We start from the raw sequence: 24,200 nt of genomic DNA, 5'->3' as shown, positions 1-24,200 counted from the left end.
CCTGGATGGCCACGCCCCTTCGGGGCTCGCCATGACGTGGGAGGGGCTGAGAGCCGGAGATCTTGAGGCAGGCGGCGATCCGGGCGAGGATGGTCGTATGAAGTCGACGGACCGCCTTAAAACACGCCGAAGCGATCGGCTGGCAGCAATCCGCGAACAGCTCGCGGCGGCTGTGGCGAACGAACAGCGGCTCACCGCCAGGGAAGTCGCGACGAGTCTGGACCGACTGCAGCAGGAGATCGCGGCAACACCCGGCGGTCCTTCAACCTAATCCTTCCCCTTCGGCGTCGCCTCCGCGCCGAAGATGGCCTTGGCCAGGCTCATGGTGCCGGGCGGGGTGTCGCGGAGGTAGGGCAGGGGGCGGCACACCTTCATCGCGGCGACGCCGATGCGGACGCTGAGGATGCCGTTGATCGCGCCCTCGCCGGCGCGGCGGCCGAAGGCGCGCAAGAGGCCGGCGCCCAGGAAGTCGCCGAGATAGTCGTTCGCGGCCTCGATGCCGCCGGCGATCAGCAGCGTCGTCGCCACCCGCCGGATCAGGGACAGCGTCGCGAACAGGCCGGGGCGGAAGCCCTGGATCTCGGCGATGCGCCGTATCATCCGCAGGTTCAGGGCGCCCGACGCGACCATGTCGACGATGGCGAAGGGCGTCACCGTGGTGATCAGCGCCGTGCGCCGGGCCGTAGCGGCGATGGCGGCGCGGCAGGCGGCGTCGATCGGCCGCTGGGCGTGCAGCTCCAGGAGCGCGATCAGCTCCGCCGGGTCGCGCAGCTCGTCGCGCTCGCGCTCCAGCCGGGCCAGGCCGTCGGCCGCAGGGCCGTCGCTGTGCAGCCGGCGGAAGCGGGCGATCACGGCATCGGCCGCTTCGGCGTCGCCGCCCGCCGCTGCCCGGCCCAGGCTGCGGATCTCCTCGACCCGGCCGAGCCGGCGCAGCGCCAGCAGCTCCCACCCTGCCCAGACCAGGATCCCGGCCCCGGCCACGGTCAGCAGCGCCAGGGTCACCGCCTGCAGCGGCCCGCCCTGGCTCAACAGATCGGTGACCAGCCGCTCGACCCACAGGCCGATGCCGAGGCCGACAAGGCCAATCAGGGCACCGAAGGCGAAGCGCAGGGCGACGCTGCCGGGGCTGCGGCGGCGGCGCAGCCCCGGATCGACCGCGTCGGGCGCGGCCGGCACCGGCGCATCCTCCACCGGCACGGCCTCGGCCTGATCCAGCGCGAACACGGCCGGCGCACGGCCGGTCTCGCGCTCCGGCTCGGGCGGCTGGTCCAGGATCAGCGGCGGGCGGGTCATGCCAAGTCCTCGCCGATCAGGAACTGCAGCGCGCCGTCCAGGCGGATATGCGGCCAGGGCTGGCCGTCGGCGCCCAGATCGGCCGGCGGCAGGAAGCGCTGGGCGCCGAAACGGCCGCCGCCGCGCGCCTCGCGCAGGCTGCGCGGCAGGGCGCCGGGATAGGCGGCGACCGGCTTGCCGCCCGGCTCGATCACCCCGGCGACGCAGCGCAGCGTCTCGCCCTCATGCTTGACGTCGACCTCGCGGGTGGCGCGCAGCGAGGCGATCGCCATCGACCGGGCGGTGGCGCCCTGGAAGGCGGTGCGGCGCACGCTCTGCTGCAGCAGCTCGTCCATCAGCCCGACCAGCGGCTCGTGTCCCTCGCGCGGCAGGTGGTCGGCCTTGGTGGCGGCGAACAGCACGCGGCGGATCCGGCTCTCGAACGGCCACAGCCAGTTGATGCCGCCGGTCTTGAAGCAGGTCAGGATGTCGTCCATGGCCCGGCCCAGATCCTCCAGGCTCTCCGGCCCGGCGGCGAGATGGGCCAGCAGGTCGACCAGCACGATCTGCCGGTCCAGCCGGCTGAAATGGTCGTTGAAGAAGGGGCGGATCACCTTGGCCTTGTAGGCCTCGAACCGCTCCTCCATCAGCCGCCACAGCGACCCGCGCGGCGTCTCGCGCGGCCGCGGCAGCGGGCAGAAGGTGAGGGCGGGGGACCCTTCCAGGTCGCCCGGCAGCAGGAAGCGGCCGGGCTGCAGCCGGCTCAAGGGGATGGCATGGGTGCGGCAGCCGCGAAGATAGTCGGTGTAGAGCCGCGCGGCCGCGATCGCGTCGGTCTCCTTCGCCGGCCCGGCGGGGTCGAGCGTCGCGATGGCGTCGCGCCAGGGCTGGGACAGCGGCGCGCGGACGCCGGTGCCGGCCAGGGCCAGCGTCTCCTCGGCCCAGCCGGCATAGTCGCGCTCCAAGAGCGGCAGGTCGATCAGCCACTCGCCCGGATAGTCGAAGATGTCGAGATGCAGCACCTGGTCGCCCAGCAGGCTGCGCAGGCCGCCCTTCGGCGCGAAGCGCAGCGACAGGCGCAGTTCGGCGATGTTGCGGGTGCCGGGCGGCCAGTCCGGATACCCGCCGGATCCGGTCAACCGCGCGACCGCCTCCTCATAGGGGAAGCGCGGCAGCTCCGGATGCGGCTGCGGCCGCAGCACCGCGGCGCGCAGCCGGTCCTCGGCCACGGCGTCGAGCAGCCCGAAGCGCCGCGGGTCGGTCAGCCCGTGCACCAGCGCGGCGATGAACACGGATTTGCCGGCGCGGCTCAGCCCGGTGACGCCGAGGCGGATGCGACGGTCGAACAGCTCGCCGGCCCGATCGAGAAGGTCGGTGGGAAACAGCTCCATGAACGGGCGGCGGACTCCGGTGGCCTGGGACGGACAGCCTAGCGCATGTGCGATTGCCGCGTCTCCGCTTCAACCCGCGCGCATGGCCCGCGGGTTGCATCTTCGGCCGCGATCCGCCATTCCTCGGCGGTCGCGCCGGGTGGGTGAGCGGTGTTCTTTTTCCTGTCGAAGCTGATCTGGTTCTTCGTCCAGCCGCTCGGCCTCCTGCTGCTGGGGCTGCTGCTGGCCACGGCCGGGTTCCTGTATCGCTCCCGGCGCCTGGCCCGGCGGCTGGTGATCGCGCTGACCCTGGCCTTCGCCGCCATCTGTGTGCTGCCGGTCGGCGACCTGATGATCCTGCCGCTGGAGAACCGCTTCGCCAAGCCGCGGGAGCTGCCGGCCACGGTGGAAGGGATCATCGTGCTGGGCGGGGCCGAGCAGAACGTCCTGTCCGGGGCCCGGGGCGAGCCGATGCTGAACGGCGCCGCCGAGCGGCTGTTCGCCGCGCTCGACCTCGCCCGCCGGTTCCCGGAGGCGCAGATCGTCTTCTCCGGCGGGCTCGGCGACCCGTGGAACGGCATCCCGCCGCAATCGGACATCTTCCGCGACGTCATGCTGATGGCCGGGGTGCCCGAGCAGCGGCTGCTGCTCGAGGGCCAGGCCCGCAACACCGATGAGAACGTGCTGCTGCTGAAGCAGATGGTGCAGCCCCAGCCCGGGCAGAACTGGGTGGTGGTCACCAGCGCCTTTCACATGCCGCGGTCGATGGGCCTGTTCGCCAAGGCCGGCTGGAAGGTGGTGCCCTGGCCGGTCGACTATCGCGGCCTGCCGCCGACGCTGCTGCCCCGGGTGGATCTGGTCGAGCAGATCGACGTGCTGAACATCGCGATGCATGAATGGATCGGCCTGGTCGCCTACTGGACAACCGGCCGCATCGACACCCCTTTCCCCGGACCGTGATTGGGGGTCTATAGCGGCACATCGCCGTCCGGAGGATCGCTGTGGCCGCCCCCGACTTCCCGCCCGAATTCCGCGACCGCTTTGCCGCGCTGCTGCGCTGGCGCCGCGACGTCCGCCGCTTCCGCCGCGATCCGCTGCCGCCCGGGCTGCTCGACCGGCTGCTGGACCTCGCCTGCCTGGCCCCCTCGGTCGGCAACAGCCAGCCCTGGCGCTTCGTGCTGGTGGAGGACGAGGTGCGGCGTGCGGCGGTGCGGGCCGTCTTCAGCCGCTGCAACACGGATGCGGCGTCCGGCTACGAGGGCGAACGGGCCGCGCATTACCGACGGCTGAAGCTGGCGGGGCTGGAGGAGGCGCCGGTGCAGCTCGCCGTGTTCTGCGACCGGTCGACCGGGCAGGGGCACGGGCTGGGCCGCCGGACCATGCCGGAGACGCTGGACCATTCGGCGGTGACCGCCATCCACACGCTGTGGCTGGCGGCGCGGATCGAGGGCGTCGGCCTCGGCTGGGTCTCGATCCTGGAGCCGGAGGCGGTGGCGGCGCTGCTCGACGTGCCGCCCGACTGGCATCTGGTCGGCTATCTCTGCCTCGGCTTCCCCGAATCGGAGGAATCGGTGCCGGAGCTGGAGCGCGAGGGCTGGCAGTCCCGCCTCGGCGCCTGCCGCACGGTCCTGCGGCGCTAGCGGCCCGGCTTGACACCCGAGCGACCGCTGGACGATTGTATCCGGGAAGATACAAATGTTTTGCGTCGGCGCGAACGAGCCTTCGCCGGCGAATGGGCATGACAGATCGGAAAGGGAGGCGAACCCAATGAAGAAGCTGTTGTTCTCCGGCGCCGCGATCGCCGCGCTGCTGACCGCCGGCCAGGCCATGGCCTGGAGCCTGAAGGAGGCGGCGGAGCCCTATAAGGGCACCACCATCAAGGCGATCTTCCTCGACCGGCCGGGCTACCGCGCCGCGATCCAGCTGCTGCCGCAGTTCGAGCAGGAGACCGGGATCAAGGTCGACTATGAGATCCTGCCCTATGAGAACAGCCGCGAGCGCGAAGTCCTTGATTTCACGGCCGGCGGCGAGATCGACGTGGTCCTGACCGATGTCGTCTGGATCGGCGAATACGCCGACAGCGGCTGGCTGGTGCCGCTGAAGACGTTCACCGAGGACCCGGCCCTGGCCGACCCTGCGCTGAACCTGAAGGGCTTCTTCCCGATCCTGCTGGAGAGCTTCGGCACCTGGAACAAGGAGCTGTACGGCCTGCCCTTCGACAACTATTCCGGCCTGCTGTTCTACAACAAGTGCATGCTCAAGGATGCCGGCTTCGACAAGCCGCCGGCCACATGGGACGAGCTGATGACCACTTACGGGCCGAAGCTGACCCATGACGGGAAGTATGCCTACGCCCTGCAGTCGCGCCGCGGCGAGACCCAGTCGGCCGACAGCTTCATGCGCGTGCTGTGGCCCTTCGGCGGGTCGCTGCTGAACGCCGACTTCAAGTCCAATCTGACCTCAGTGGAATCGCAGAAGGGGCTGAAGTTCCGGCAGGATCTGATGAAGTTCATGCCGCCGGGCATCGTCGACTACGACCATGCGGAATCGGTCAACGCGCTGGCCCAGGGCCAGGTGGCGATGATCACCGAATGGTCATCCTTCTATTCGACGCTGGTCGACCCGGCGACCTCGAAGCTGGGCGACTGCCTGGGCGTCGCCACCGAGCCGAAAGGCGAGGCCGGGCTGAAGCCGGCGCTGGGCGGCTTCTCGCTCGGCGTCGCGTCGCAGGCCAGCGAGGCGGAGCAGAAGGCCTCCTGGCTGTTCATCCAGTGGATCACCTCCGAGGCGATGGCCAAGCCCTATGTCGAGGCCGGCGGCGTCTCCGGCCGCACCGCGGTCTATGACGACCCGGCGATCAAGGCGAAATACGCCTTCGTCGAGCCGACGGTGGCGTCCTGGCAGGGCGGCGTGCCGTCCTTCCGCCCGCGCTTCCCGGAATGGCCGGCGATCTCCGAGATCGTCGCCGAGTTCGGCACCAAGATCATGCTGGGCGAGGAGACGACCGAGTCCGGCGCCCAGAAGATCGGCGAGCGCATGGAGGCGGTGCTGCAGAAGGCCGGCTACTACGACGGCAAGAAGGACAAGCTGCAGTAAGCTGGCCTGAGGGTCGGGCCTTCTCCCGATGGTCCTTTCGCGTTGCCTCTCCCGCTTGCGGGAGAGGTCGGAGACGCGAAGCGGCTCCGGGTGAGGGCCCTTTCCCTCCGCCTGTGCCGGCCCTCACCCGGTCGTCCTGCGGACGCCCGACCTCTTCCGCCACGCGGGAGAGGCAAAATAACGGACCGATGATCGTGACCGGAGACCACCCCATGCCCGACAGCCTGGGCGCCCTGGCGGAAGGGGCGCTGGACGAGATCCGCGGCGTCTTCCGCCGGCTTCCATCCGGCGCGATCGACCCGGTGCTGGACGCCCTGGCCGGCGCCCGCCGGATCGTCTGCCACGGCGTCGGGCGCGAGGGGCTGATGATGCGGGCGCTGGCCATGCGCCTGTACCATCTCGGCCTCGACGTCCATGTCGTCGGCGACATGTCGGCGCCGCCGGTCGGGCCGGGCGACCTGCTGGTGGTCAGCGCCGGGCCGGGCGGCTTCGCCACCATCGACGGGCTGATGCGCGTCGCCCGCGATGCCGGGGCGCGGACCCTCCTGTTCACCGCCCAGCCCCAGGGCAGCGCCGCGGCCCTGGCCGACACCGTCTTCGTGCTGCCGGCCCAGACCATGGCCAATGACACCGGCCCCACAGTCGCCTCGGTGCTGCCGATGGGCAGCCTGTACGAGGGCGCACAGTTCCTGCTGTTCGAGCTGGTCGTGCTCCGGCTGCGCGACCGCCTCGGCGTCGCGCCCGAGGCGATGCGGGCGCGGCACACCAATCTCGAGTAGACCCATGGCGCACCGTTTCGACAGCCGCTGGACCCCGGTCTGGTTCCTCGCCCCGGCCGTGATCGCGCTGTTCGCGATCGGCATCTTCCCGACGCTCTATGCGCTGTGGAACTCGCTGCACCAGGTGATCCTGCCGAAGATCCCGCGCGAGGGGACGCCCTTCGTCGGCCTCGGCAACTACCTGTCGGTGCTGACCGACCCGACCTTCTGGGACGCGCTGGGGCGGACGCTGCTGTTCCTGGTCATCGTGCTGCCGGCGGAACTGCTGCTCGGCCTCGGCGTCGCCCTCTTGCTGCACAAGCCGGGCCTGTCCCTGCTGAAGACGCTGGCCCGGCTCAGCCTCGTCATCCCGATGGCCACCACCTATGCCGTGGTCGGGTTGATCGGCCGGCTGATCTTCAACCGCGATTTCGGCGTGGTGAACTGGTTCCTCGGCCTGGTCGGGATCGGTCCGATCGAGTGGCTGGGCGACCCGGGCTGGGCCTTCGTCTCGATCGCGCTGATGGACATCTGGCAGTGGACGCCGTTCTGCGCCCTGGTGCTGCTGGCCGGGCTGACCATGGTGCCGCCGGAGATCGAGGAGGCGGCGCGGCTGGAGACCAGGCGTTTCCGGCACATCCTGCGCCATGTCCAGCTGCCCTTCCTGCTGCCGGGCATCACCGCCGTGCTGATCCTGCGCACCGCCGACACGCTGAAGCTGTTCGACATGATCTTCACCATGACCCGTGGCGGCCCCGGCGCGGCGACCGAGCTGATCTCGATCACCATCCAGCGCGTCGGCTTCCGGGTGTTCGACCAGGGCGTCGCCTCGGCCCAGGCGATCCTGCTCCTGGTCCTCACCATCGTGCTGTCGCGGATGTATATCCGCCTCGTCTACCAGGAGGTCGAGTGATGGTCGCGTCGACGGCAGCGGCGCGGGCGGAGTCTCGGCCGGCCAAGGCCCGCATCCGGGTCTCGCCCTGGCATGCGGTCGCCCTGATCGCGATCGCGCTGATCTGCGTCTTCCCGTTCTACTGGATGGTGACGACCAGCCTGAAGGACCAGGCGGTGGCACTGGCCTCGCCGCCCGCCTGGCTGTTCGAGCCGACGCTGGACCACTACCGAATGGTGCTGGGCCCGAAGGATGTCGGCCCCAGCCTCTTGAACTCGATCATCGTCGCGGTGTCGACCACGGCGCTGGCGATCCTGCTGGGCACTCCGGCGGCCTACGCCCTGGCGCGGTTCGAGTTCCGCGGCAAGTCCGACCTGTGGTTCTGGTTCATCACCAACCGCATGGTCAGCCCGATCGTGCTGGCGCTGCCGATCTTCCTCCTGGCTCGCAACCTGAACCTGATCGACACCCATCTGGTGCTGATCCTCTTGTACCTGACCTTCAACCTGCCGATCGTGGTCTGGATCTGCGCCGACCAGTTCCGCGGCATCCCGCGCGACCTGGACGACGCAGCGCGGATCGACGGTGCCTCGCGCTTCACCGTGTTCCTGCGCATCGCCCTGCCGCTGGCGGCGCCGGGCGTCGCCGTCTCGGCGATCTTCTCCTTCATCTTCTCCTGGAACGAGCTGCTCTACGCGCTGGTGCTGACGCGCAGCGCCAGCCGCACCGCGCCGGTGGCGGCGACCAGCTTCATGAGCGGCTACGACCTGCCCTGGGGCCAGATCATGGCCACCGGCACGCTGATCGTGCTGCCGGTGATCGTCTTCGCCCTGATCGTGTCGCGCCAGCTGGTGCGCGGGCTGACGATGGGGGCGGTGAAGTAGGGAAGGGGCTAGATCGTCGGCCTTTGAGATCGACTCTCCGGTCCCTTCCTCGTCATCGCGAGGAGCGAAGCGACGTGGCGATCCAGGGGCCGGTGCCGCTGGATGGCCACGCCCCTTCGGGGCTCGCCATGACGGGTCAATATTTCCGGCCGCCGATATCAGATCGTCAGCCGCGTGGCTAGTCCGGGCTTACCATTCGTCGCGCAGCGTCTGCTGATAGGTCGGCCCGTCGCACGCATTGCCGTCACGCTGCCACGAGCCAAAGGCGTCGTCCGCCGGCTTCCGCCGATCGGCGAGATAGGAGGCGACTGCCTCGCGGATCGCAGCATCCAGCGACAACCCCTCTCGGGCACAGATCTCCCTCAGCGCGGCGAGTAGGTTGTCGGGGATATCGACTGCGATGCGCATGGGCGTTGCTGGATTGGGAGTGGACTCCAATTCTCCTCCGGTCGTCATTCCCGCGAAAGCGGGAATCTCTGTCCAGGAGATCTGCGCGAGATCCCCGCTTCCGCGGGGATGACGTTCTTATTGTTTTGGAGAGCTTTACGCCCCGGCCTTCCCCGGCCGGTAGAACTCCGCGTCGTCCGGGCCGATCCGTTCCGGCCGCCACCAGCGGGCCGGCTGGAAGGTCTTCTCGATGCCGTCGGCCACGCCGAGGGTCAAGGCGAACAGCGCCATGCGCACCGGCACGCCGTTGTCGGTCTGGCGGAAGATCGCCAGGCGCGGATCGGTGTTCAAATCCTGCGCCAGATCGTTGGCGCCCGGCCGGCTGTCGCGCGGCAGCGGGTGCATCACCACCGTGTGCGGCAGGCCATGGGCATTCAGGATGCCCAGGCTGATCTGGAAGTCCGGCGCGTAGTCGGCCGACAGCTCACCCTCGGCGAAACGCTCCTTCTGCACCCGCGTGGCATAGATCAGGTCGGCCTTGGCAACGCCGCGCGCCACCTCGTCATGCTCCTCGACCGTATGGCCGCGGCTGCGGGCATGCTCCACCAGCTCGGCCGGCATGCGCAGCGGCTCGGGCGAGACCAGGCTCAGCGTCAGGTCCTGGTACAGCGACAGGATGTGGATCAGCGAATGCACGGTGCGGCCGTATTTCAGATCGCCGACCAGGGCGATGCGGGCGCCGTTCACCGGCCGGCCGATGCGCGCGAACTCCTTCTCGATCGTGTAGATGTCGAGCAGCGCCTGGGTCGGGTGCTCGCCGGCGCCGTTGCCGCCATTGATCACCGGGATGTGCGTCGCCTCGGCGAATTCATGGATCGCCCGCTCCTCCGGATGGCGCATCACCACCGTGTCGACATAGCCCGCGACCACCCGGGCAGTGTCGTAGATCGACTCGCCCTTGGCGATCGAGGAGAAGGTGAAGCCGGTGGTGTTGACGATGGCGCCGCCCAGGCGCTGGAACGCGGCCTCGAAGCTCAACCGGGTGCGGGTCGACGCCTCGAAGAACAGGCTGCCGAGCACCGCGCCTTCCAGCACCCGCGTGGTGGCGCGGCCCTGGGCCACGGGGGCCAGCAGGTCGGCGACGCGGAACACCGCGGCGAGCGAGTCGAGGGTCAGCTCGCGCGTCGAGAGGAAGTGCTTGCCCTGGAAATCCATGGTGTCAGTCCGCCATCCGGAGAAGACACCCGAGCCGGGTGCCGATGCGGAGCCCAGTCATCTCAGAGACTGCCCACAAATGCTACTGGTATGGCCGTCTGATGGCGGTTTTTCCGCTTCCGGTGCTCACGCACCAAATGTGCGCTGCGCTCCGGTTCTCAAAACCACCACCAGCCGACTCATACCAGCGCATTTCCGGACGGTCTCTTCAGCCTTCGCCGTCTTCCGCAAGCCGTTCCGCCAGCGTCTCGTCGGTGATCAGGACGTTGACGTAGCGGCGGCGCAGCGCGGCGCGGATGATCTCGAACTTGTAGCTGCCGCCGGAGGCCAGCACCACGGTCGGGATCCGGGCCAGATCGTCCAGCGACAGCGCCACCATGCGCCGGTTCAGCGGATGGTCGACCGGCCGGCCCTCGGCGTCCAGCCAGGTGCCCAGCACGTCGCCGACGGCGCCGGCCGCGCGCAGCGCCGCGACCTCGCGGTCGACCACGCCCAGCGCCAGCATCAGGTTCTGGTCGGAGACGTTGCCGACGCTGACCAGCGCCAGGTCGGCGGCCTTGGCCTTGTCGTAGATCTCACGCAGCACGCCACCAGCCAGGAGGCTGCCACGCTGGGCCTCGTCATCGGCATAGACCGGGGCGGCCAGGTAGAAGCGGTCGGCGTCGTGCAGGTCGGCGAAGCGGGAGACGATCTCGAAGGTGTTCTCGCCCGAGCCGCGGGTCATGCTGCCGATCAGCGAGACCACCGACAGGTCGGTCATCCGCCGCCGCCGCATCGACTGCAGGCCCAGCCGCAGGGTCAGGCCCCAGCCGATGCCGACCAGCATGCCGTCATGCACCGCATTCTCGACATAGCCGCCGAGGGCGACGCCGATGGCGGTGCGGATCTTGTCCTCGTCGCGCGGCGTCGGCACCACCACCGCGTCGCGCAGCCCGTAGCGGCGGATCAGCGTCCGCTCCAGCGCCACGCAGGAGGCCAGCGGCGACTGGATGCGGATCTGGATCACCCCGGCCTCGCGGCAGGCCTGCAGGATGCGGTTCACCCGCAGCCGGGTCAGGCCCAGCCGCTCGGCGATCTCGGCCTGGGTCAGGCCCTCGACGAAATAGGCCCAGGCGATGCGGATCTGCTGCTGCGCCTCGGGGTCGACCGGCGGGTCGGCCGATTCCGCCTCGGGCAGCCGCCGGCGAGTCTTCACGGTCTCCAGGCGGCGGCGCGTCTCGCTCATCATATCCGGTCCGGCGTTTCCCGGCCGCCATGGTGGGGGCAGGGGCGGTCCGCTGCAAGCGGTCCCGCCGCCGCGCCTCGGAAACGAGCCGCGGAAACGGAACGGGCCGCGCCGGAGTTCCGGTGCGGCCCGCTGCCTTCTCGATGATGGGACCATAGCAAATCCGACCGTGCCGGACCAGCCGGGAAACGGCAGGCCAGACCCGGGCGGGCGGAAGGTTGCCGGCGGCGGTCCCGCGGCCATCTCAGGGGACGTGCGGCGACGGGGGGAGGCGGGATGCGCAAGGGTGATCTGACTCGGCTGATCCGGATCCTGGGGATGCTCGGCTCCGCCCATGACGGCGAGCGGGCGGCCGCGGCCCTGGCGGCGGACAGGCTGGTGCGCGGCAGCGGCTGGACCTGGTGGGACCTGCTGGCGCCGGCCCGGGTGTCGCGGCCGGTCCGGTCGCAATGGATGGACCCGTTCACCGACCGGCTGGCCGCGGCGGATTCGTGGATGCGGCAGCTGCGCAGCGAGAACGCCCGGCTGCAGGAGGAGATCCGGCGGCTGAAGCGGCGGCTCGACCTGCGCGCCCGGCCATTCCGCCCGGCCGAGGACAGGCCGCCGGCCGCACCCTGATGTGATCGCCTGAAGCACGCAGGCTTCACGGAGCATTAACGGCCGCCCGCCCAGGGTGACGCCGGTCGGATCCCACTGCCGAATCAACCGAGGACTGCCGATGTCCGTGGGAAAGCGCAGCTATTACGATCTCTTCTCAGCACCGCTGGCGAAGCGGTACCTGGAGAGGCTCGACCGCGTGCAGGATCGCTGGGAGGTGCATTTCCTGCGCCGCGGGTATGACTTCCTGCTGCGGGATGTTCCGGAGGGCGCGATCTCGGCGCTCAACTATCTGGATCTGCCGCATGACCGCCGCGCGGCGGTCTTCGCCGGCGAGATGCCGGCGATGCCGCTGACGAGCCACGAGGCCCGGAGCATCCGCCAGGGGCTCCAGCACCTGCTCGCCGAAGCCGAGCAGGAGGCCGCTTCCGGCCTCGCGGCGGAGTTCGGCTAAGCACGGGTCACATGATCAGCTCGAATTATTTAATTCGTCATGGCGAGGAGCGAAGCGACGTGGCCATCCAGGGGGCCAGTGCGAGCGGCCCCTGGATGGCCACGCCCCTGCGGGGCTCGCCATGACGGGAGACGATGGGCGCGGTCGTCTCAAAAAGGCCGTCGTTATCACACCTCGACCAGCGCCTTGATCACTCCTGCCTCCGGGCGGCTCCAGCCGGGCACCAGGGCCGGCACCTCGGCCAGGACGCCGCGATGGGTGCCGAGCGCATCGGTCGGCACGTGGCCGGCCTGCATCGACGCCAGCACATGCTCGAAATCCTCGCGGGTGGCGTTGCGGCTGGCCAGCAGCGTGGTCTCGCGCTTGTGGAATTCGGGGTCGGAGAAGCCGATCTCGCCCATCACGATGCTCAGCAGCACGTAGCTGCCCGCATGGGCGACGTAGGAGAAGCCCTTGCGCATCGCCGCCGGGCTGCCGGTGGCGTCGACCACCAGGTCGAAGAACGCGCCGTCCGTCGCTCGGCTCAGCCGGTCGTCGATGTCGCCGCCGCCCTCGAACACCGCATCGGCCTGCAGCACGTCGCGGCTGAAGGCCAGGCGCCCGGGATTCAGGTCCAGCACGCTGACATGGGCGCCGCGCAGCCTGGCGAAGATGGTGGCGGCGATGCCGATCGGCCCGGCGCCGACCACCAGCACCCGGTCGCCGGTGGCGGGCGCGCCGCGGCGGATGCCATGGGCGCCGATCGCCAGGAACTCCACCATCGCCGCCTGGTCCAGGCTCAGCCCCTCGGCCGGGACCACATTCTCCTCCGGCAGCGACAGGAATTCGCACAGGCCGCCGTCGCGATGAACGCCCAGGACCGACAGGGTCTTGCAGCAATTGGTGCGGCGGCGCCGGCAGGCGCCGCAGGTGCCGCAATGCAGATAGGGCTGGATGGCGACGACCTGCCCCGGGCGGAAGGCGCTGCCGGCATCGGCCTCCACCACCTCGGCGCCCAGCTCATGGCCGATCACGCGCGGATATTCGAAATAGGGCTGGTTGCCCTTGTAGATGTGATAGTCGGTGCCGCAGATGCCGACCCGGCGGATCCGCACCAGCACCTCGCCCGGGCGGCGCTGCGGCTCCGGCCGGTCGATCAGGCGCAGGGTCTCGGGCTTCTCGCAGAGGATCGCTTTCATCGTCGGTCCGATCGGGCTTCGCGGTGGGGTGGCCCCAAATTGATCGGACAAATCGCGATTGTCGAGCGCGTTTGACTGGAAAGCCGGGCCGGATCTGGGACAGACTTGCCGCCTTGAGTCCCAAGAGGCCGTCCACGGCCAGTCATCCGGGGGAAGCCAGGAGTGCAGAGAGTCGCCGAGGCGGCGCGCGGCGGAGAGGTCCCGCCAGCCATCGCGTTTTCCGGGATCTCGGTCGCCTATCCGCTGAAGGGCGGCGGGCGCTATGTCGCGCTGGGCGAGACTGACCTGGTGGTGGCCGATGGCGAGTTCACCGCCATCGTCGGGCCGACCGGCTGCGGCAAGTCCACCCTGCTGAACGTCGCCGCCGGGCTGGTGCCGGCAGCCTCCGGCGGCTGCGCCGTGTTCGGCAAGCCGCTGCAGGGGCTGAACCGCGACGCCGGCTACCTGTTCCAGGCCGACTCCCTGATGCCGTGGAAGACCGCGCGCGACAATGTCGCCGTCGGTCTCGCGGTGCGCGGCGTGGCGGCGAAGGAGGCGCGGGAGCGGGCGCAGTCCTGGCTGACGCGGGTCGGGCTGGCGTCGATGGGCGACCGCTATCCGCACCAACTGTCCGGCGGCCAGAAGAAGCGCGTCGCCCTGGCCCAGATGCTGATCCTGGAGCCGAAGCTGCTGCTGATGGACGAGCCCTTCGGCCCGCTCGACGCCCAGACCCGGATCGTGATGGGCGACCTGCTGCTGTCGCTGTGGTCGGCCGAGCGCAAGGCGGTGCTGTTCGTCACCCATGACCTGGAGGAGGCGATCGCGCTGGCCGACCGGGTGGTGGTGCTGTCGGCAGGTCCCCAGGCGCGGATCATCGCCGACCACCGGGTCGGGCTGCCCCGGCCGCGCGAGCTGGCGGAATCGCGCCACGATCCGGAGTTCGTGGCGCTGCACCGGGCGATCTGGGCGGCGCTGAAGGACGAGGTGATGAAGGCCTATGGCGATGCCGTCTGAAGCGGGCTTTGCGAAAGGGGGGCGCGGCCGCATCCTGGCCTGGCAGATCGCGGTCGCGGTGTTCTGCCTGCTGGCCTGGCACGTGCTGACGGCGACGAAGATCCTCGATCCGTTCTTCTTCGCCACGCCGCTCGGCGTGATCGAGCGGACCTGGAAGGACTTCGCCTCCGGCGTGATCTGGCGGCATCTCGGCGTCACCCTGCTGGAGACGGTGCTGGCCTTCGCCATCGGCTCGCTCGGCGGCGTCGCGCTCGGCTTCTGGTTCGCCCGGCGGGCGACGGCGGCGGCGGTGTTCGACCCCTACATCAAGGCCGCCAACGCGCTGCCCCGGGTGGTGCTGGCGCCGATCTTCGCCCTGTGGTTCGGCCTCGGCATCTGGTCGAAGGTGGCGCTCGGCGTGACGCTGGTGTTCTTCATCGTCTTCTTCAACGTCTATCAGGGCGTGCGCGAGGTCAGCCCGACCGTGCTGGCCAATGCCCGGATGCTGGGGATGAACGACCGGCAACTGCTGCGCCATGTCTACCTGCCCTCGGCCCTGTCCTGGGTGTTCTCCAGCCTGCACACCTCGGTCGGCTTCGCCCTGGTCGGCGCCGTGGTCGGCGAGTATCTCGGCGCCACCGCCGGGCTCGGCTACCGCATCGCCCAGGCGGAGGGCGTGTTCGACGTGGTCGGCGTGTTCTCCGGCATGCTGGTGCTGTCGGCCTTCGTGGTGGCGATCGACGCCGCCGTCTCGGTGATCGAGCGGCGGCTTCTGGTGTGGCGGCCGGAGAGCGCGGGCAGCGCCTCGGCCCAAGGATGATGGGAGGAAACGGATGAAGACCCTGCTGCGCGGGATGGCGCTGGTCCTCGGCCTGGCGCTCGCGGCGCCGGCGGCCATGGCCGCGCCGGAGAAGACGCATATCAATATCGGCGTCGGCGGCAAGCCGCTCTTGTACTACCTGCCGCTGACGATCGCCGAGAAGAAGGGCTTCTTCAAGGAAGAGGGGCTGGACGTCGAGATCAGCGATTTCGCCGGCGGCGCCAAGAGCCTGCAGGCGATGATGGGCGGGTCGACCGATGTCACCACCGGCGCCTATGAGCACACCATCCTGATGCAGGCCAAGGGCCAGGACATCCGGGCGCTGATCGAGCTCGGCCGCTTCCCCGGCATCGTGCTGGTGGTGCGCAAGTCGCTGGCCGGCGAGATCAAGTCGGTGGCCGACCTCAAGGGGCGCAAGATCGGCGTCACCGCCCCCGGCTCCTCGACCAACTTCTTCGTCAACGCGCTGCTGGCCAAGGAAGGGCTGACGCCGGACGACGTGTCCTTCGTCTCGGTCGGCGGCGGCCCCAGCGCCGTGGCGGCGATGGAGCATGGCGAGATCGACGCCATGGCCAATCTCGATCCGGTGATCTCCAAGCTGCAGCAGACCGACGCCGTCTCGGTGCTGGTCGACACGCGGACGGAGGACGGGGTGAAGGCGGTGTTCGGCGGCCCGGTGCCGGCGGCCGTGCTCTATGCCAAGGCGGATTTCATCGAGGCCAATCCCGAGACCACGCAGGCGCTGGTCAACGCCTTCATGAAGTCTCTGCGCTGGCTGGCCACCGCCAAGCCGGAGGATGTCGCGGCCGTGGTGCCTGAGGAGTACCTGTTGGGCGACCGCGACCTCTATGTCGCGGCGGTGAAGGCCTCGCTGCCGATGTATTCCCGCGACGGGCTGATCAAGGCGGAGGGGATGCAGACTGCGCTCGACATCCTGCATCGCTTCAGCCCGGAGCTGAAGGACGCGCAGATCGACCTGTCCAAGACCTGGGACCCGCGCTTCGCTGAGAAGGCGCAGGCGATCAAGTAGGCCTTTCCCGGAGGAGCCCGCCGATGCGTTTCCTGATCCTGAGCCTTGCCGCCCTGGCCGCGACGGAAGCGCAGGCGGAGGGCTTCGCCGTCCACGACCTCTCGACCGTGGCGGAGGAGGCCAGCACTGCGCTCGGGGCCGGTTTCATCCACAAGGCCGAGCCCGGGCGCGTCACGCTGTTCTGCTCCGGCTGCAAGGGCGGGCCGATGGTCGACATCAAGATCGGCCGCCAGACCGACGGCACGGAGCAGCGCGTGCGCTCGGGCCAGACGTCGATGTCCGACCTGGAAAAGCTCTGCCGGGCCAAGGACCCGGCCTGCAGCCTGACCGAGTTGAAGGTTTCTCCCGCGGTCGGCTGGATCACCAATTGGTCCATGGGGCCCATGATCGGCTCGACCGCCATCATTCTTCGCGATGGCGATCTGCTGACGATCCGCTCCATTGCCGACGATGCGGACACCGCCCGGGGCAATGCCGAGGCGCTCGTGGAGTCGGTGTCGCCCAAGGTGATCGGCCCGTAGCTCGCGTCCCGGTGTTGTGGGCTCGCACACCGGGCAGCCGAGACCTCTTGACTCGATATTTCTCTATATCGTTAAATATTTCCATATTGGTGAAGGAGATGAGCCATGGCTGAGTCCGTCCCGCGCCCGGCGCTGACGCCGAGCGTCTTCTACAAGGACCCGTGGGCCGCCCTCGACTGGCTGGAGAAGGCCTTCGGCTTCGAACGCTGCATGGTGATCACCGACCAGGACGGGACGCTGGCCCATTCCGAGATGCGGGTCGGCGGCGACGGGCTGATCTATGTCGGGTCCGAATGGGCGGAGTTCGTCGCCAGCCCGGCCTCGATCGGCGGCAAGAACACGCAGATGCTCCATGTCCGGGTCGATCGCGACATCGACGGGCACTGCGCCCGGGCGCGGGCCGCGGGGGCGGTGGTCCCGCAGGATCCGGCCGACCAGTTCTACGGCGATCGCACCTATCGCGCGCAGGATCCGGAAGGCCATGTCTGGGTCTTCGGCCAGGCCATCCGCCAGGTCTCGCGCGAGGAGGCGGAGCAGGCCTCGGGGCTGAAGATCGAAGGCTGGGTGTGAGGCCGGCCGCCAGCCTCGACCAGACTCTCGCTGCCCTTGCCGATCCGCACCGGCGGCGCGTGGTCGAGCTGCTGCGCGAGCGGCCGCGGCGGGCGGGGGAGCTGGCGGAAGCGCTGGGCCTCAACCCGCCGGCGCTCAGCCGCCACCTGCGCACGCTGAAGGCGGGCGGGCTGGTCGAGGAGGCGCATCCGGAGTTCGATGCCCGTGTCCGCATCTACAGCCTGAGGCCGGAACCGATGGCCGATCTGAAAGCCTGGCTGGCGGAGACCGAGCGGCTCTGGGTCGACCAGCTCGCCGCCTTCAAGGCGCATCTGGAGCGACCGGAATGACATCCAGGATCCTGGTTTCCCTGCGCGTCGATGCGGCGCCGGAGCGGGCCTTCACCGCCTTCGTCCGCGATATCGGCCTGTGGTGGCGGCCCAACGCCCTGTTCCAGTTCAGCCCGGGCGCGCCCGGCATGCTGCGCTTCGAGCAGGGGCCTGGCGGCCGGTTCACCGAGACCCATCTCGACGGGCGGGTCTTCGAGATCGGCCGGATCCTGGTGTGGGAACCGGGCAGCCGCCTGGTGTTCTCCTGGCGGCAGGCCAGCTTTACCCCCGACCAGGCCACCGAGGTCGAGGTCCGGTTCGACCCGGTCGACGACCAGACCCGTGTGACCGTCGAGCATCGCGGCTGGGACAGCGTGCCCCAGCAGCACGTCGCCCGGCACCGCTTCCCCGACGGGATCTTCCTGCAGCGCCACGGCGAATGGTGGCAGGCCCTGCTGGGGGCCTATCGCGGGACGGCCCGGTTCAACGGGTAGGGACGATGGTATCTTCGGCTATGGCGCCCATGGGGATACGAGGTCGAGCCCGGTCGTCCGGAAATCCGTCAGGTTGCGGGTGGCCAGGCGGCCTCCATTGACCCGGGCGATGGCGGCGATCATGCCATCGGGGGCTGACATCCCGAGGCCCTGGCGGGACGCCGTGCCCATGATCTCGCCATAGGCAAGGGCGGCCTCTTCGGTCAGGCCGAAGATTCTGTCGGCGAACCGGTGGCACCAATCCGAAAGTTCCCGCTCAAGCCGGGCCGCGCGCCGATCCGGCCGGATCTTCTGAATACCGAAGGCGATCTCCGCGATCACCACCGTCGGCAAAGCCAATTCGGCGTCATGCCGGACCAGCCAGTTGATCACCGTGGGATCGGGCGCTTTGCGCAGGGTCTCGGAAACGACGTTGGTGTCGAGGAAGATCAAAGGTCCGGACCTGGGTCGACGCGTCTCGCGCCGCGGATCACCGCCTCGAGATCGATATCCGTATCGCGGTCCTTGGCCAGCCGAGCATAGAACGAGGCTGCGGGCTCACGCCCGGCTTCGCGGACTTCGTAGGCCTCCAGCGCACGCTCTACGATGTCGGCGATCGATCGGTTTTCGCGGCGGGCGAGGCGGTGGGCGAGATCCCGGGCTCTGGCGCTGCGAACGGATAGTTGGGGTTCGGCCATGGCATTCTCCATCCAGGGGAGAATGGTACGCCCACAGCGGTCTGCCATCAAGATGGCAGCTGATGGCTTGATGGCAGGACCGGCGCCCGGGTTTTCAGCCGCGCGCTTCGGTGATCTTCTGCCGGATCTCGCCGGCGAAGGTCGCGGCCTGGATCGGCTTCTGGATGTAGGAGGAGCCGCCGGCGGTCAGCGCCTGGTCGATCAGGCTCATGTCGCGGGTGGCGCTGATCATGATCACCGGCAGGCTGCCATAGCCGCCATGGCCGCGGATCAGCGAGCACAGCTCGGTGCCGGAGACCTCCGGCATGACGATGTCGATCAGCACGGCGTCGAAATCCCCCGCCGGCTGGCCGCCATCCTCGAGATGCAGGGCGGCCATCGCCTCGGCGGCGCTGGCGCAGGTCTCGACGGCGACGCCGTCGGCCCGCAGCATCGCGGCGGCGAATTCCAGGAACAGTTCGTCGTCGTCGACGAGGAGGATCTTCATCGGGATGGCCTGCCCGGTCACGGCCGCGAGGCCCGCCGGATCACGGACGCCTGCCCCGAGGGTGAGGCCGGCGGCTTCCGACATGACGCATGTCCCGCTGCTGCTCCGCTGTCCGTGGTCGGCATGCCCTGCCCGTGCTGAAGGCCGGCCATCCCGGCCGGCGAGGAATTGCAGATAATCAATACGACGGCAAATGGTTCCCGGCGTCTCGTGTGAACGTTACCATCGTTCGAATCCCCACGCTATGCGCCGCGGTGATCGGTGCGCGTGGCGGCGGCGAGTTCGCTGGCCGGCAGGGGCTGGCCGAACAGATAACCCTGGCCCTGCTCGACGCCGAGCCGCCGCAGGATGTCCCGCTGCGCCGGGCTCTCGACATGCTCGGCGCAGAGCGAGACGCCGAAGGTCTCGGCGAAGCGGGTGACGCCGTCGATCAGCCTTTCGCAGCGCGGGTCGGTCGCCACGGTCTGCACGATCTCGCCGGCGATCTTGATGGCGGAGAAGGGCAGCCGCGACAGCGCCGCCAGATTGGCCTCGCCGCTGCCGAAATCGTCCAGCTCGAAGGCGATGCCGAGCCCGACCATGCGCTCAACCACCGCCTCGACCTCGGCCGGCATGCGGGTCAGGGCGCGCTCGACGATCTCGACCTGCAGCAGGCTCAGCGGCAGCCCCGCCTCGCTCATGCGGCTCAGCATGGCGGTGAACACGGCATCGGATTGCATCATCGAGACCGGGATGTTGATCGAGATCGGCACCAGCGCGTCGCGCGGCAGCCGGATCAGCGTATCCACCAGGGACTGCAGCAGCCATTCGGTGTATTTCAGCGCTAGGTCGGGCCGGCGCTCGACCCAGGGGATGAAGTGGCTGGGCGCCAGCACGCCGAGGGTCGGGTGGTGCCAGCGGGCCAGCGCCTCGAAGCCGGTGACCCGGCCGCTGACCAGGTTCACCCGCGGCTGGAACACCAGGCCGATCTGGTTCGACTGCAGCGCCGCCGGGATGTCGAACTCGACCGCCGAGATCGACATCGCCCGGCGCACCTCCGGCGTGGCGGCGGAGGCGATGCCGGTGGCCGACTGCTTGGCGTAGTACATCGCCATGTCGGCCAGGCGCTTCAGCAGGGCCGGGTCGGATTCATGGTCCGGGCAGGCGGCGATGCCGATGCTGCAATAGATCGGCAGCCGGTAGCCGCGCAGCATCGCCGGCTCCTTCAGCGCCCGGACGATCCGGCCCGCGGCCGCCGTCGCGGTGCCGGCATCGGCGGCGACGATGGCGGCGAACTCGTCGCCGCCCAGCCGGGCCACGAAGGCCTCGGTCGACAGGGCCCGGCGCAGCCGGCTGCCGACGATCGCCAGCAGCAGGTCGCCGACCTCATGGCCCAGGGTATCGTTAACCTTCTTGAACTCGTCCAGGTCCATGAACAGGACCGAGACCGGGCTGGCGGCATCGACTCCGCGGGCGAAGGTCTCGGCCAGCCGCTCGTCGAAGCAGCGTCGGTTGGGCAAGCCGGTCAGCGGGTCCCGGTAGATCAGGTCCTGGACCTCGCGGTCCCGACGGTCGCGCCGCAGCGCCATGGCGAACAGCCGGCCGATGGTCTGCCGCAGCGGCTCCGGCATCTCCTCCGGCCGCGACAGGCCGGTGAGCACCAGGGCGCCGGCGATCCGGCCGTCATCGTCGGTCAGCGGCTCGGTGAGCGCCGTCACCTCGGCCGGGCCCAGGGCGCCGGCGGCCGGGGCGTTGGTGAAGACGGCGACGCCCGGGGGCGGGCCCGACGGACCGACCCGGATCGTTCCCAGCGCGTCCAGGGGGGCGCCTTGCAGCCCGCTCTGCGCCAGCAGCGACAGGCTGGCGCCGCTTTCGTCGAGCCGCAGGAAGGCGACTCCGGTGCCGGGATGCAAGGGGGGCACCTGCAGCCGGCCCATCGCCCGGGCGACATCGCGAAGGACGCTGTCGATCGGGTCGCCGTCGACCAGGGCCTGCAGGGCGTCGCGCTCCAGCGCGACCAGGGATTGGGAAGTCGAATCGGTCATCGGGCCGGGACGGTCATCCCTGACCGGAAGAGGGCCTGGAGTGCCACATGCGGCGGCTGGACGGTCGAAACTCTGCCGCTCATGGCTTCCGAATCATCTCCCGATCGAACGAATGGCCCGATGGCCTCCGCCGATTAGAGCCGGAATCATTTCCAGGGCGGAAGGCAAATCAATTAAATACAATTTTAGTAAACTGCAATCTCTTCGCTCTGTCCAGCCGGATAGCGCCGAGTCGCAGGCGATCTGCGCCGATTGACGAATCGAACAGCAGCCGCCAAAGGTGGATCACCGTCGGTCCGCGGGGCGGCGATCGCGAGGAAACAGGGAACAGACCATGCGCATCCACGGGCGTCGGCGGCATCTCATCGGTCCCATCATGGCGGCGGCCCTCTCCCTCGGGGCGGCGCTGCCGGCCCAGGCGGCCGGCGGCAAGCTGGTCTTCATCTCGCCCGATCCGCTCGGCGTGAACGAGTTCCTCAAGCTCGGCCGCAAGGGGGCGGAGGAGGCGGCCGCCGCGATCGGCGGCGAGGCCAAGGTGTATGAGAGCACCGATCCCGCCACCCGCCGCCAGAATGTCGAGGCGGCGGCGCGCGAGGGCGCGGCGGTGGTGATCGTGATCGGCTTCGAGTTCGGCGACATCGTGCCGGATGCGGCGGCGAAGTTCCCGGACATCAAGTTCCTGATCGTCGACCAGTGCATCCAGAAGCCGATGCCGAACGTCTACTGCGCCGTGTTCCGCGAGCATGAGGGCGCCTATCTGGCCGGCGCCGAGGCGGCGCTGACCTCGGAGAGCGGCACCATCGGGTCGATCGGCGCGCTCGACATCCCCTTCCTGCACCGCTTCACCGACGGTTTCGCCGCCGGCGCCAAGGCGGTGAATGACGAGATCGTGGTCAGCCCGACCGTCTGGGTCGGCGGCGACCACCCGTTCTCCGACCCGGTGCGGGCGCAGCAGCAAGCGGTGTCGCTGATCAGCGAGGGCGCCGACCGGGTGCTGGCCGCCACCTCCGGCGGCAATGGCGGCATCTTCAAGGCGGCGGAGGCGACGCCGGGCACGCTGGCCTTCGGCGTCGACGTCAACCAGTGCCCGCTGGCGCCCGGCGTGGTGATGGACAATATCGAGAAGAAGGTCGATGTCGCCCTGATCGAGGCGGTGAAGGGCATCCTCGCCGGCACCCAGGCGCCGCTGACCTCCTATGGCGTGAAGGAGGGTGGCATCACCCTGACCGGGCTCGGCGACGACGTCGCCAATTCGAAATGCCTGATCGCCGAGCATCCCGACGTCATCACCAAGGTGCGGGAGCTGCGCGACGCCATCGCCGCCGGCACGGTGTCGGTCCCCGACCCGATGCTGGCCGGCCAGTAACCCGCTGCGCGGAGGGGCGGGGGCGTGGCATTCCTGGAGATGCGCGGCATCGTCAAGCGCTACCCCGGGGTGCTGGCCAATGACGGTGTCGACCTGTCGGTCGAGGCCGGCGAGATCCATGCGGTGATGGGCGAGAACGGGGCCGGCAAGTCGACCCTGATGGGCATCCTGTACGGGCTGGTGCAGCCCGACGGGGGCGAGATCGTGATCGACGGCCGGACGCGGCCGTTCCGGTCGCCGACCGACGCCATCGCCGCCGGCCTGGGCATGGTGCACCAGGCCTTCAAGCTGTTCGACAGCCTGACGGTCTGGGAGAATGTGGTGTACCGGGCCGAGCCGCGGCGCGGGCCGTTCATCGACCGCGCCGCCGCCCGCCGCACGGTGGCGGAGCTGGCGGCCCGCCACGGCCTGCCGGTCGATCCCGACGCCCGCGTCGGCACGCTGCCGGTCGGGGTGAAGCAGCGGGTCGAGATCCTGAAGGCGCTGTACCGCGACGCCCGCATCCTGATCCTGGATGAGCCGACGGCGGTGCTGACCCCGGGCGAGCGCGACGGACTGTTCCAGGTGATGCGCGGCCTGGCGGCGGACGGGCGCACCATCCTGTTCGTCACCCACAAGATCCATGAGGTGATGGCGGTGACCGACCGCATCACCGTGCTGCGCGACGGCCGGGTGGCGGATCGGATGGTCACCGCCGAGACCGACCCGCAGGCGATCATCCGGGCGATGACCGGCCGCAACGTCACGCTGAAGGTCGACAAGGCGCCGGCGCAGCCGGGCCGGCCGCTGCTCGAGGTCGAGGGGCTGACCCTGGCGGCGCCGGGGAAGCCGGCGATCGACGGCGTCTCCTTCGCCGTGCAGGCGGGGGAGATCGTCGGCATCGCCGGGGTTGCCGGCAATGGCCAGACCGAGCTGATCGAGATCCTGGCCGGGCTGCGCGCCGCCGATGCCGGGTCGGTCCGGGTCGACGGGCGCGACGTCACCGCCGTCGATGTTGCCGGCCGCCGCGCCGCCGGCATCGCCTATGTGCCCGAGGATCGCGCCCGCACCGGCACGGCGCCACGGGCCAGCGCCACCGACAACCTCTCCATGGGCTTCCACCGGCGGCCGCCGCTGTCCCGCCGCGGCGTGCTGGACCGCATCGCCATGCGGGACCGGGCACGCGACCTGATCGCGCGCTTCGGCATCAAGATCCCGGGCGAGGGCACGGCGGTCGGCACCCTGTCCGGCGGCAACCTGCAGAAGGTGGTGGTGGCGCGCGAGCTGGACCATGAGGCGCCGGTGCTGATCGCCGAGCAGCCGACCCGCGGCGTCGATGTCGGCGCCATCGAGTTCATCCATGGCCGGCTGGTGGCCGAGCGCGACAAGGGGCGCGCCGTGCTGCTGGTCTCGGCCGAGCTCGGCGAGATCCTGGCCCTCTCCGACCGGGTGCTGGTGATGTATGAGGGCCGGGTGATCGCCGAGGTGCCCGGCGCCGAGGCCACCGAGACCGGCCTCGGCCTGCTGATGGCCGGGGTGACGGGGCAGGCGGCATGAGGGGCGTATCCGGGCCATGCCCATTCTTGTCCCCCCTCCCCTTGCGGGAGGGGGGACAAGAATGGGC

At 69.8% G+C, this 24,200-nt stretch carries 28 protein-coding genes; 18 read left to right on the top strand and 10 right to left on the bottom strand.

The window, feature by feature from the left end; translation table 11 throughout:
• The first annotated feature begins 97 nt into the window (after positions 1 to 97).
• Positions 98 to 271 carry a hypothetical protein gene (locus BWR60_RS37110; RefSeq protein WP_179221806.1) on the top strand — a complete coding sequence of 58 codons (174 nt, stop codon included), beginning with the start codon at positions 98 to 100 and terminating at the stop codon, positions 269 to 271.
• On the opposite strand, the gene BWR60_RS16875 is transcribed toward BWR60_RS37110, so the two are convergent.
• Both BWR60_RS16875 and BWR60_RS16870 read right to left on the bottom strand, forming a co-directional pair.
• Positions 268 to 1,293 carry a TIGR01620 family protein gene (locus BWR60_RS16875; RefSeq protein ID WP_088152188.1) on the bottom strand — a complete coding sequence of 342 codons (1,026 nt, stop codon included), beginning with the start codon at positions 1,291 to 1,293 and terminating at the stop codon, positions 268 to 270. The genes BWR60_RS37110 and BWR60_RS16875 overlap by 4 nt on opposite strands.
• Positions 1,290 to 2,663: a YcjX family protein gene (locus BWR60_RS16870; protein ID WP_088152187.1), complete on the bottom strand. Its 1,374-nt coding sequence runs from the start codon at positions 2,661 to 2,663 to the stop codon at positions 1,290 to 1,292. Before BWR60_RS16870 ends, BWR60_RS16875 begins: the two co-directional genes overlap by 4 nt.
• A 150-nt stretch (positions 2,664 to 2,813) precedes the next feature.
• Between BWR60_RS16870 and BWR60_RS16865 the strand changes: the two genes are divergently transcribed.
• From BWR60_RS16865 to BWR60_RS16840, 6 genes are all read left to right on the top strand, one after another.
• Positions 2,814 to 3,602: a YdcF family protein gene (locus tag BWR60_RS16865; protein WP_088152186.1), complete on the top strand. Its 789-nt coding sequence runs from the start codon at positions 2,814 to 2,816 to the stop codon at positions 3,600 to 3,602.
• Positions 3,603 to 3,643: 41 nt separating this feature from the next.
• Positions 3,644 to 4,282, top strand: a complete 639-nt coding sequence (gene bluB / locus BWR60_RS16860; protein WP_218823545.1) for a 5,6-dimethylbenzimidazole synthase — start codon at positions 3,644 to 3,646, stop codon at positions 4,280 to 4,282.
• Positions 4,283 to 4,409: 127 nt separating this feature from the next.
• On the top strand, positions 4,410 to 5,738 hold the full coding sequence (locus BWR60_RS16855; protein ID WP_088152184.1) for an ABC transporter substrate-binding protein: 1,329 nt from the start codon (positions 4,410 to 4,412) through the stop codon (positions 5,736 to 5,738).
• A gap of 212 nt (positions 5,739 to 5,950) precedes the next feature.
• Entirely contained in the window at positions 5,951 to 6,517 is a 567-nt protein-coding gene (locus tag BWR60_RS16850) for an SIS domain-containing protein (RefSeq protein WP_088152183.1), read from the top strand.
• Positions 6,518 to 6,521: 4 nt separating this feature from the next.
• Positions 6,522 to 7,409: a carbohydrate ABC transporter permease gene (locus BWR60_RS16845; RefSeq protein ID WP_088152182.1), complete on the top strand. Its 888-nt coding sequence runs from the start codon at positions 6,522 to 6,524 to the stop codon at positions 7,407 to 7,409.
• Positions 7,409 to 8,272 carry a carbohydrate ABC transporter permease gene (locus BWR60_RS16840; RefSeq protein ID WP_088152181.1) on the top strand — a complete coding sequence of 288 codons (864 nt, stop codon included), beginning with the start codon at positions 7,409 to 7,411 and terminating at the stop codon, positions 8,270 to 8,272. Before BWR60_RS16845 ends, BWR60_RS16840 begins: the two co-directional genes overlap by 1 nt.
• A 189-nt stretch (positions 8,273 to 8,461) precedes the next feature.
• Here the strand turns inward: BWR60_RS16840 and BWR60_RS16835 are convergent, their stop codons facing one another.
• The 3 genes from BWR60_RS16835 to BWR60_RS37105 all read right to left on the bottom strand — a co-directional run bounded on the left by BWR60_RS16835 (position 8,462) and on the right by BWR60_RS37105 (position 11,099).
• Positions 8,462 to 8,680, bottom strand: coding sequence for a CopG family ribbon-helix-helix protein (locus BWR60_RS16835; protein ID WP_088152180.1), 219 nt, complete (start codon positions 8,678 to 8,680; stop codon positions 8,462 to 8,464).
• A gap of 135 nt (positions 8,681 to 8,815) precedes the next feature.
• Positions 8,816 to 9,874: an aspartate carbamoyltransferase gene (gene pyrB, locus BWR60_RS16830; protein ID WP_088152179.1), complete on the bottom strand. Its 1,059-nt coding sequence runs from the start codon at positions 9,872 to 9,874 to the stop codon at positions 8,816 to 8,818.
• A 208-nt stretch (positions 9,875 to 10,082) separates the two neighbouring features.
• Positions 10,083 to 11,099, bottom strand: coding sequence for a sugar-binding transcriptional regulator (locus tag BWR60_RS37105; RefSeq protein ID WP_179221805.1), 1,017 nt, complete (start codon positions 11,097 to 11,099; stop codon positions 10,083 to 10,085).
• 276 nt (positions 11,100 to 11,375) lie between these two features.
• On the opposite strand from BWR60_RS37105, the gene BWR60_RS37100 reads away from it, so the two are divergent.
• Together BWR60_RS37100 and BWR60_RS16815 are read left to right on the top strand one after the other, a co-directional pair.
• On the top strand, positions 11,376 to 11,717 hold the full coding sequence (locus BWR60_RS37100) for a hypothetical protein (protein WP_088152177.1): 342 nt from the start codon (positions 11,376 to 11,378) through the stop codon (positions 11,715 to 11,717).
• Positions 11,718 to 11,823: 106 nt separating this feature from the next.
• Positions 11,824 to 12,150, top strand: coding sequence for a hypothetical protein (locus BWR60_RS16815; RefSeq protein WP_144445645.1), 327 nt, complete (start codon positions 11,824 to 11,826; stop codon positions 12,148 to 12,150).
• Between the two features lie 167 nt (positions 12,151 to 12,317).
• On the opposite strand, the gene BWR60_RS16810 is transcribed toward BWR60_RS16815, so the two are convergent.
• Positions 12,318 to 13,328 (bottom strand): zinc-binding alcohol dehydrogenase family protein, encoded by a 1,011-nt coding sequence (locus BWR60_RS16810; RefSeq protein ID WP_088152175.1) that lies wholly within the window; start codon positions 13,326 to 13,328, stop codon positions 12,318 to 12,320.
• A gap of 162 nt (positions 13,329 to 13,490) precedes the next feature.
• Here BWR60_RS16810 and BWR60_RS16805 point away from each other — a divergent pair, with 162 nt between their 5' ends.
• The 7 genes from BWR60_RS16805 (at position 13,491) to BWR60_RS16780 (ending at position 18,043) form a co-directional block, all read left to right on the top strand.
• Positions 13,491 to 14,321 (top strand): ABC transporter ATP-binding protein, encoded by an 831-nt coding sequence (locus tag BWR60_RS16805; protein WP_088152174.1) that lies wholly within the window; start codon positions 13,491 to 13,493, stop codon positions 14,319 to 14,321.
• Entirely contained in the window at positions 14,311 to 15,120 is an 810-nt protein-coding gene (locus BWR60_RS16800) for an ABC transporter permease (protein ID WP_088152280.1), read from the top strand. Before BWR60_RS16805 ends, BWR60_RS16800 begins: the two co-directional genes overlap by 11 nt.
• A 13-nt stretch (positions 15,121 to 15,133) precedes the next feature.
• The gene (locus BWR60_RS16795) at positions 15,134 to 16,150 is read left to right on the top strand and encodes an ABC transporter substrate-binding protein (RefSeq protein WP_088152173.1); all 1,017 of its coding nucleotides are present in this window, start codon (positions 15,134 to 15,136) and stop codon (positions 16,148 to 16,150) included.
• Between the two features lie 23 nt (positions 16,151 to 16,173).
• Positions 16,174 to 16,671 carry a hypothetical protein gene (locus tag BWR60_RS16790; RefSeq protein WP_088152172.1) on the top strand — a complete coding sequence of 166 codons (498 nt, stop codon included), beginning with the start codon at positions 16,174 to 16,176 and terminating at the stop codon, positions 16,669 to 16,671.
• A gap of 105 nt (positions 16,672 to 16,776) precedes the next feature.
• Complete coding sequence (locus BWR60_RS37695; RefSeq protein WP_218823544.1) at positions 16,777 to 17,241, top strand: VOC family protein; 465 nt, start codon at positions 16,777 to 16,779, stop codon at positions 17,239 to 17,241.
• Positions 17,238 to 17,570 (top strand): ArsR/SmtB family transcription factor, encoded by a 333-nt coding sequence (locus tag BWR60_RS37690; protein ID WP_218823543.1) that lies wholly within the window; start codon positions 17,238 to 17,240, stop codon positions 17,568 to 17,570. Before BWR60_RS37695 ends, BWR60_RS37690 begins: the two co-directional genes overlap by 4 nt.
• The gene (locus BWR60_RS16780; protein WP_088152171.1) at positions 17,567 to 18,043 is read left to right on the top strand and encodes an SRPBCC family protein; all 477 of its coding nucleotides are present in this window, start codon (positions 17,567 to 17,569) and stop codon (positions 18,041 to 18,043) included. Before BWR60_RS37690 ends, BWR60_RS16780 begins: the two co-directional genes overlap by 4 nt.
• Positions 18,044 to 18,061: 18 nt before the next feature.
• Here the strand turns inward: BWR60_RS16780 and BWR60_RS16775 are convergent, their stop codons facing one another.
• From BWR60_RS16775 to BWR60_RS16760, 4 genes are all read right to left on the bottom strand, one after another.
• Positions 18,062 to 18,475, bottom strand: a complete 414-nt coding sequence (locus BWR60_RS16775) for a type II toxin-antitoxin system VapC family toxin (protein ID WP_088152170.1) — start codon at positions 18,473 to 18,475, stop codon at positions 18,062 to 18,064.
• Positions 18,472 to 18,720 (bottom strand): plasmid stabilization protein, encoded by a 249-nt coding sequence (locus tag BWR60_RS16770; RefSeq protein WP_088152169.1) that lies wholly within the window; start codon positions 18,718 to 18,720, stop codon positions 18,472 to 18,474. Before BWR60_RS16770 ends, BWR60_RS16775 begins: the two co-directional genes overlap by 4 nt.
• Positions 18,721 to 18,814: 94 nt before the next feature.
• Complete coding sequence (locus BWR60_RS16765; protein WP_088152168.1) at positions 18,815 to 19,291, bottom strand: response regulator; 477 nt, start codon at positions 19,289 to 19,291, stop codon at positions 18,815 to 18,817.
• A gap of 158 nt (positions 19,292 to 19,449) precedes the next feature.
• Positions 19,450 to 21,231, bottom strand: a complete 1,782-nt coding sequence (locus tag BWR60_RS16760; protein WP_088152167.1) for a putative bifunctional diguanylate cyclase/phosphodiesterase — start codon at positions 21,229 to 21,231, stop codon at positions 19,450 to 19,452.
• A gap of 376 nt (positions 21,232 to 21,607) precedes the next feature.
• On the opposite strand from BWR60_RS16760, the gene BWR60_RS16755 reads away from it, so the two are divergent.
• Positions 21,608 to 22,597 carry a BMP family ABC transporter substrate-binding protein gene (locus tag BWR60_RS16755; protein WP_088152278.1) on the top strand — a complete coding sequence of 330 codons (990 nt, stop codon included), beginning with the start codon at positions 21,608 to 21,610 and terminating at the stop codon, positions 22,595 to 22,597.
• Positions 22,598 to 22,621: 24 nt separating this feature from the next.
• A complete protein-coding gene (locus BWR60_RS16750; RefSeq protein WP_230983081.1) occupies positions 22,622 to 24,133 on the top strand; it encodes an ABC transporter ATP-binding protein in 1,512 nt (503 codons plus the stop codon).
• The last annotated feature ends 67 nt before the right edge of the window (positions 24,134 to 24,200 follow it).

Source organism: Inquilinus limosus (assembly GCF_002195995.1).
Taxonomy (GTDB): Bacteria; Pseudomonadota; Alphaproteobacteria; order DSM-16000; family Inquilinaceae; genus Inquilinus; species Inquilinus limosus_C.
This window is presented reverse-complemented; position numbering and strand designations above follow the sequence as displayed.

Bases quoted from the DNA above. Each gene is read 5' to 3' on its own strand.
- BWR60_RS37110 (WP_179221806.1), top strand. From the start codon at position 98: ATGAAGTCGACGGACCGCCTTAAAACACGCCGAAGCGATCGGCTGGCA.
- BWR60_RS16875 (WP_088152188.1), bottom strand. From the start codon at position 1,293: ATGACCCGCCCGCCGCTGATCCTGGACCAGCCGCCCGAGCCGGAGCGC.
- BWR60_RS16870 (WP_088152187.1), bottom strand. From the start codon at position 2,663: ATGGAGCTGTTTCCCACCGACCTTCTCGATCGGGCCGGCGAGCTGTTC.
- BWR60_RS16855 (WP_088152184.1), top strand. From the start codon at position 4,410: ATGAAGAAGCTGTTGTTCTCCGGCGCCGCGATCGCCGCGCTGCTGACC.
- BWR60_RS16850 (WP_088152183.1), top strand. From the start codon at position 5,951: ATGCCCGACAGCCTGGGCGCCCTGGCGGAAGGGGCGCTGGACGAGATC.
- BWR60_RS16845 (WP_088152182.1), top strand. From the start codon at position 6,522: ATGGCGCACCGTTTCGACAGCCGCTGGACCCCGGTCTGGTTCCTCGCC.
- BWR60_RS16840 (WP_088152181.1), top strand. From the start codon at position 7,409: ATGGTCGCGTCGACGGCAGCGGCGCGGGCGGAGTCTCGGCCGGCCAAG.
- BWR60_RS16835 (WP_088152180.1), bottom strand. From the start codon at position 8,680: ATGCGCATCGCAGTCGATATCCCCGACAACCTACTCGCCGCGCTGAGG.
- pyrB (WP_088152179.1), bottom strand. From the start codon at position 9,874: ATGGATTTCCAGGGCAAGCACTTCCTCTCGACGCGCGAGCTGACCCTC.
- BWR60_RS37105 (WP_179221805.1), bottom strand. From the start codon at position 11,099: ATGAGCGAGACGCGCCGCCGCCTGGAGACCGTGAAGACTCGCCGGCGG.
- BWR60_RS37100 (WP_088152177.1), top strand. From the start codon at position 11,376: ATGCGCAAGGGTGATCTGACTCGGCTGATCCGGATCCTGGGGATGCTC.
- BWR60_RS16810 (WP_088152175.1), bottom strand. From the start codon at position 13,328: ATGAAAGCGATCCTCTGCGAGAAGCCCGAGACCCTGCGCCTGATCGAC.
- BWR60_RS16800 (WP_088152280.1), top strand. From the start codon at position 14,311: ATGCCGTCTGAAGCGGGCTTTGCGAAAGGGGGGCGCGGCCGCATCCTG.
- BWR60_RS16795 (WP_088152173.1), top strand. From the start codon at position 15,134: ATGAAGACCCTGCTGCGCGGGATGGCGCTGGTCCTCGGCCTGGCGCTC.
- BWR60_RS16790 (WP_088152172.1), top strand. From the start codon at position 16,174: ATGCGTTTCCTGATCCTGAGCCTTGCCGCCCTGGCCGCGACGGAAGCG.
- BWR60_RS37695 (WP_218823544.1), top strand. From the start codon at position 16,777: ATGGCTGAGTCCGTCCCGCGCCCGGCGCTGACGCCGAGCGTCTTCTAC.
- BWR60_RS16780 (WP_088152171.1), top strand. From the start codon at position 17,567: ATGACATCCAGGATCCTGGTTTCCCTGCGCGTCGATGCGGCGCCGGAG.
- BWR60_RS16770 (WP_088152169.1), bottom strand. From the start codon at position 18,720: ATGGCCGAACCCCAACTATCCGTTCGCAGCGCCAGAGCCCGGGATCTC.
- BWR60_RS16765 (WP_088152168.1), bottom strand. From the start codon at position 19,291: ATGTCGGAAGCCGCCGGCCTCACCCTCGGGGCAGGCGTCCGTGATCCG.
- BWR60_RS16760 (WP_088152167.1), bottom strand. From the start codon at position 21,231: ATGACCGATTCGACTTCCCAATCCCTGGTCGCGCTGGAGCGCGACGCC.
- BWR60_RS16755 (WP_088152278.1), top strand. From the start codon at position 21,608: ATGGCGGCGGCCCTCTCCCTCGGGGCGGCGCTGCCGGCCCAGGCGGCC.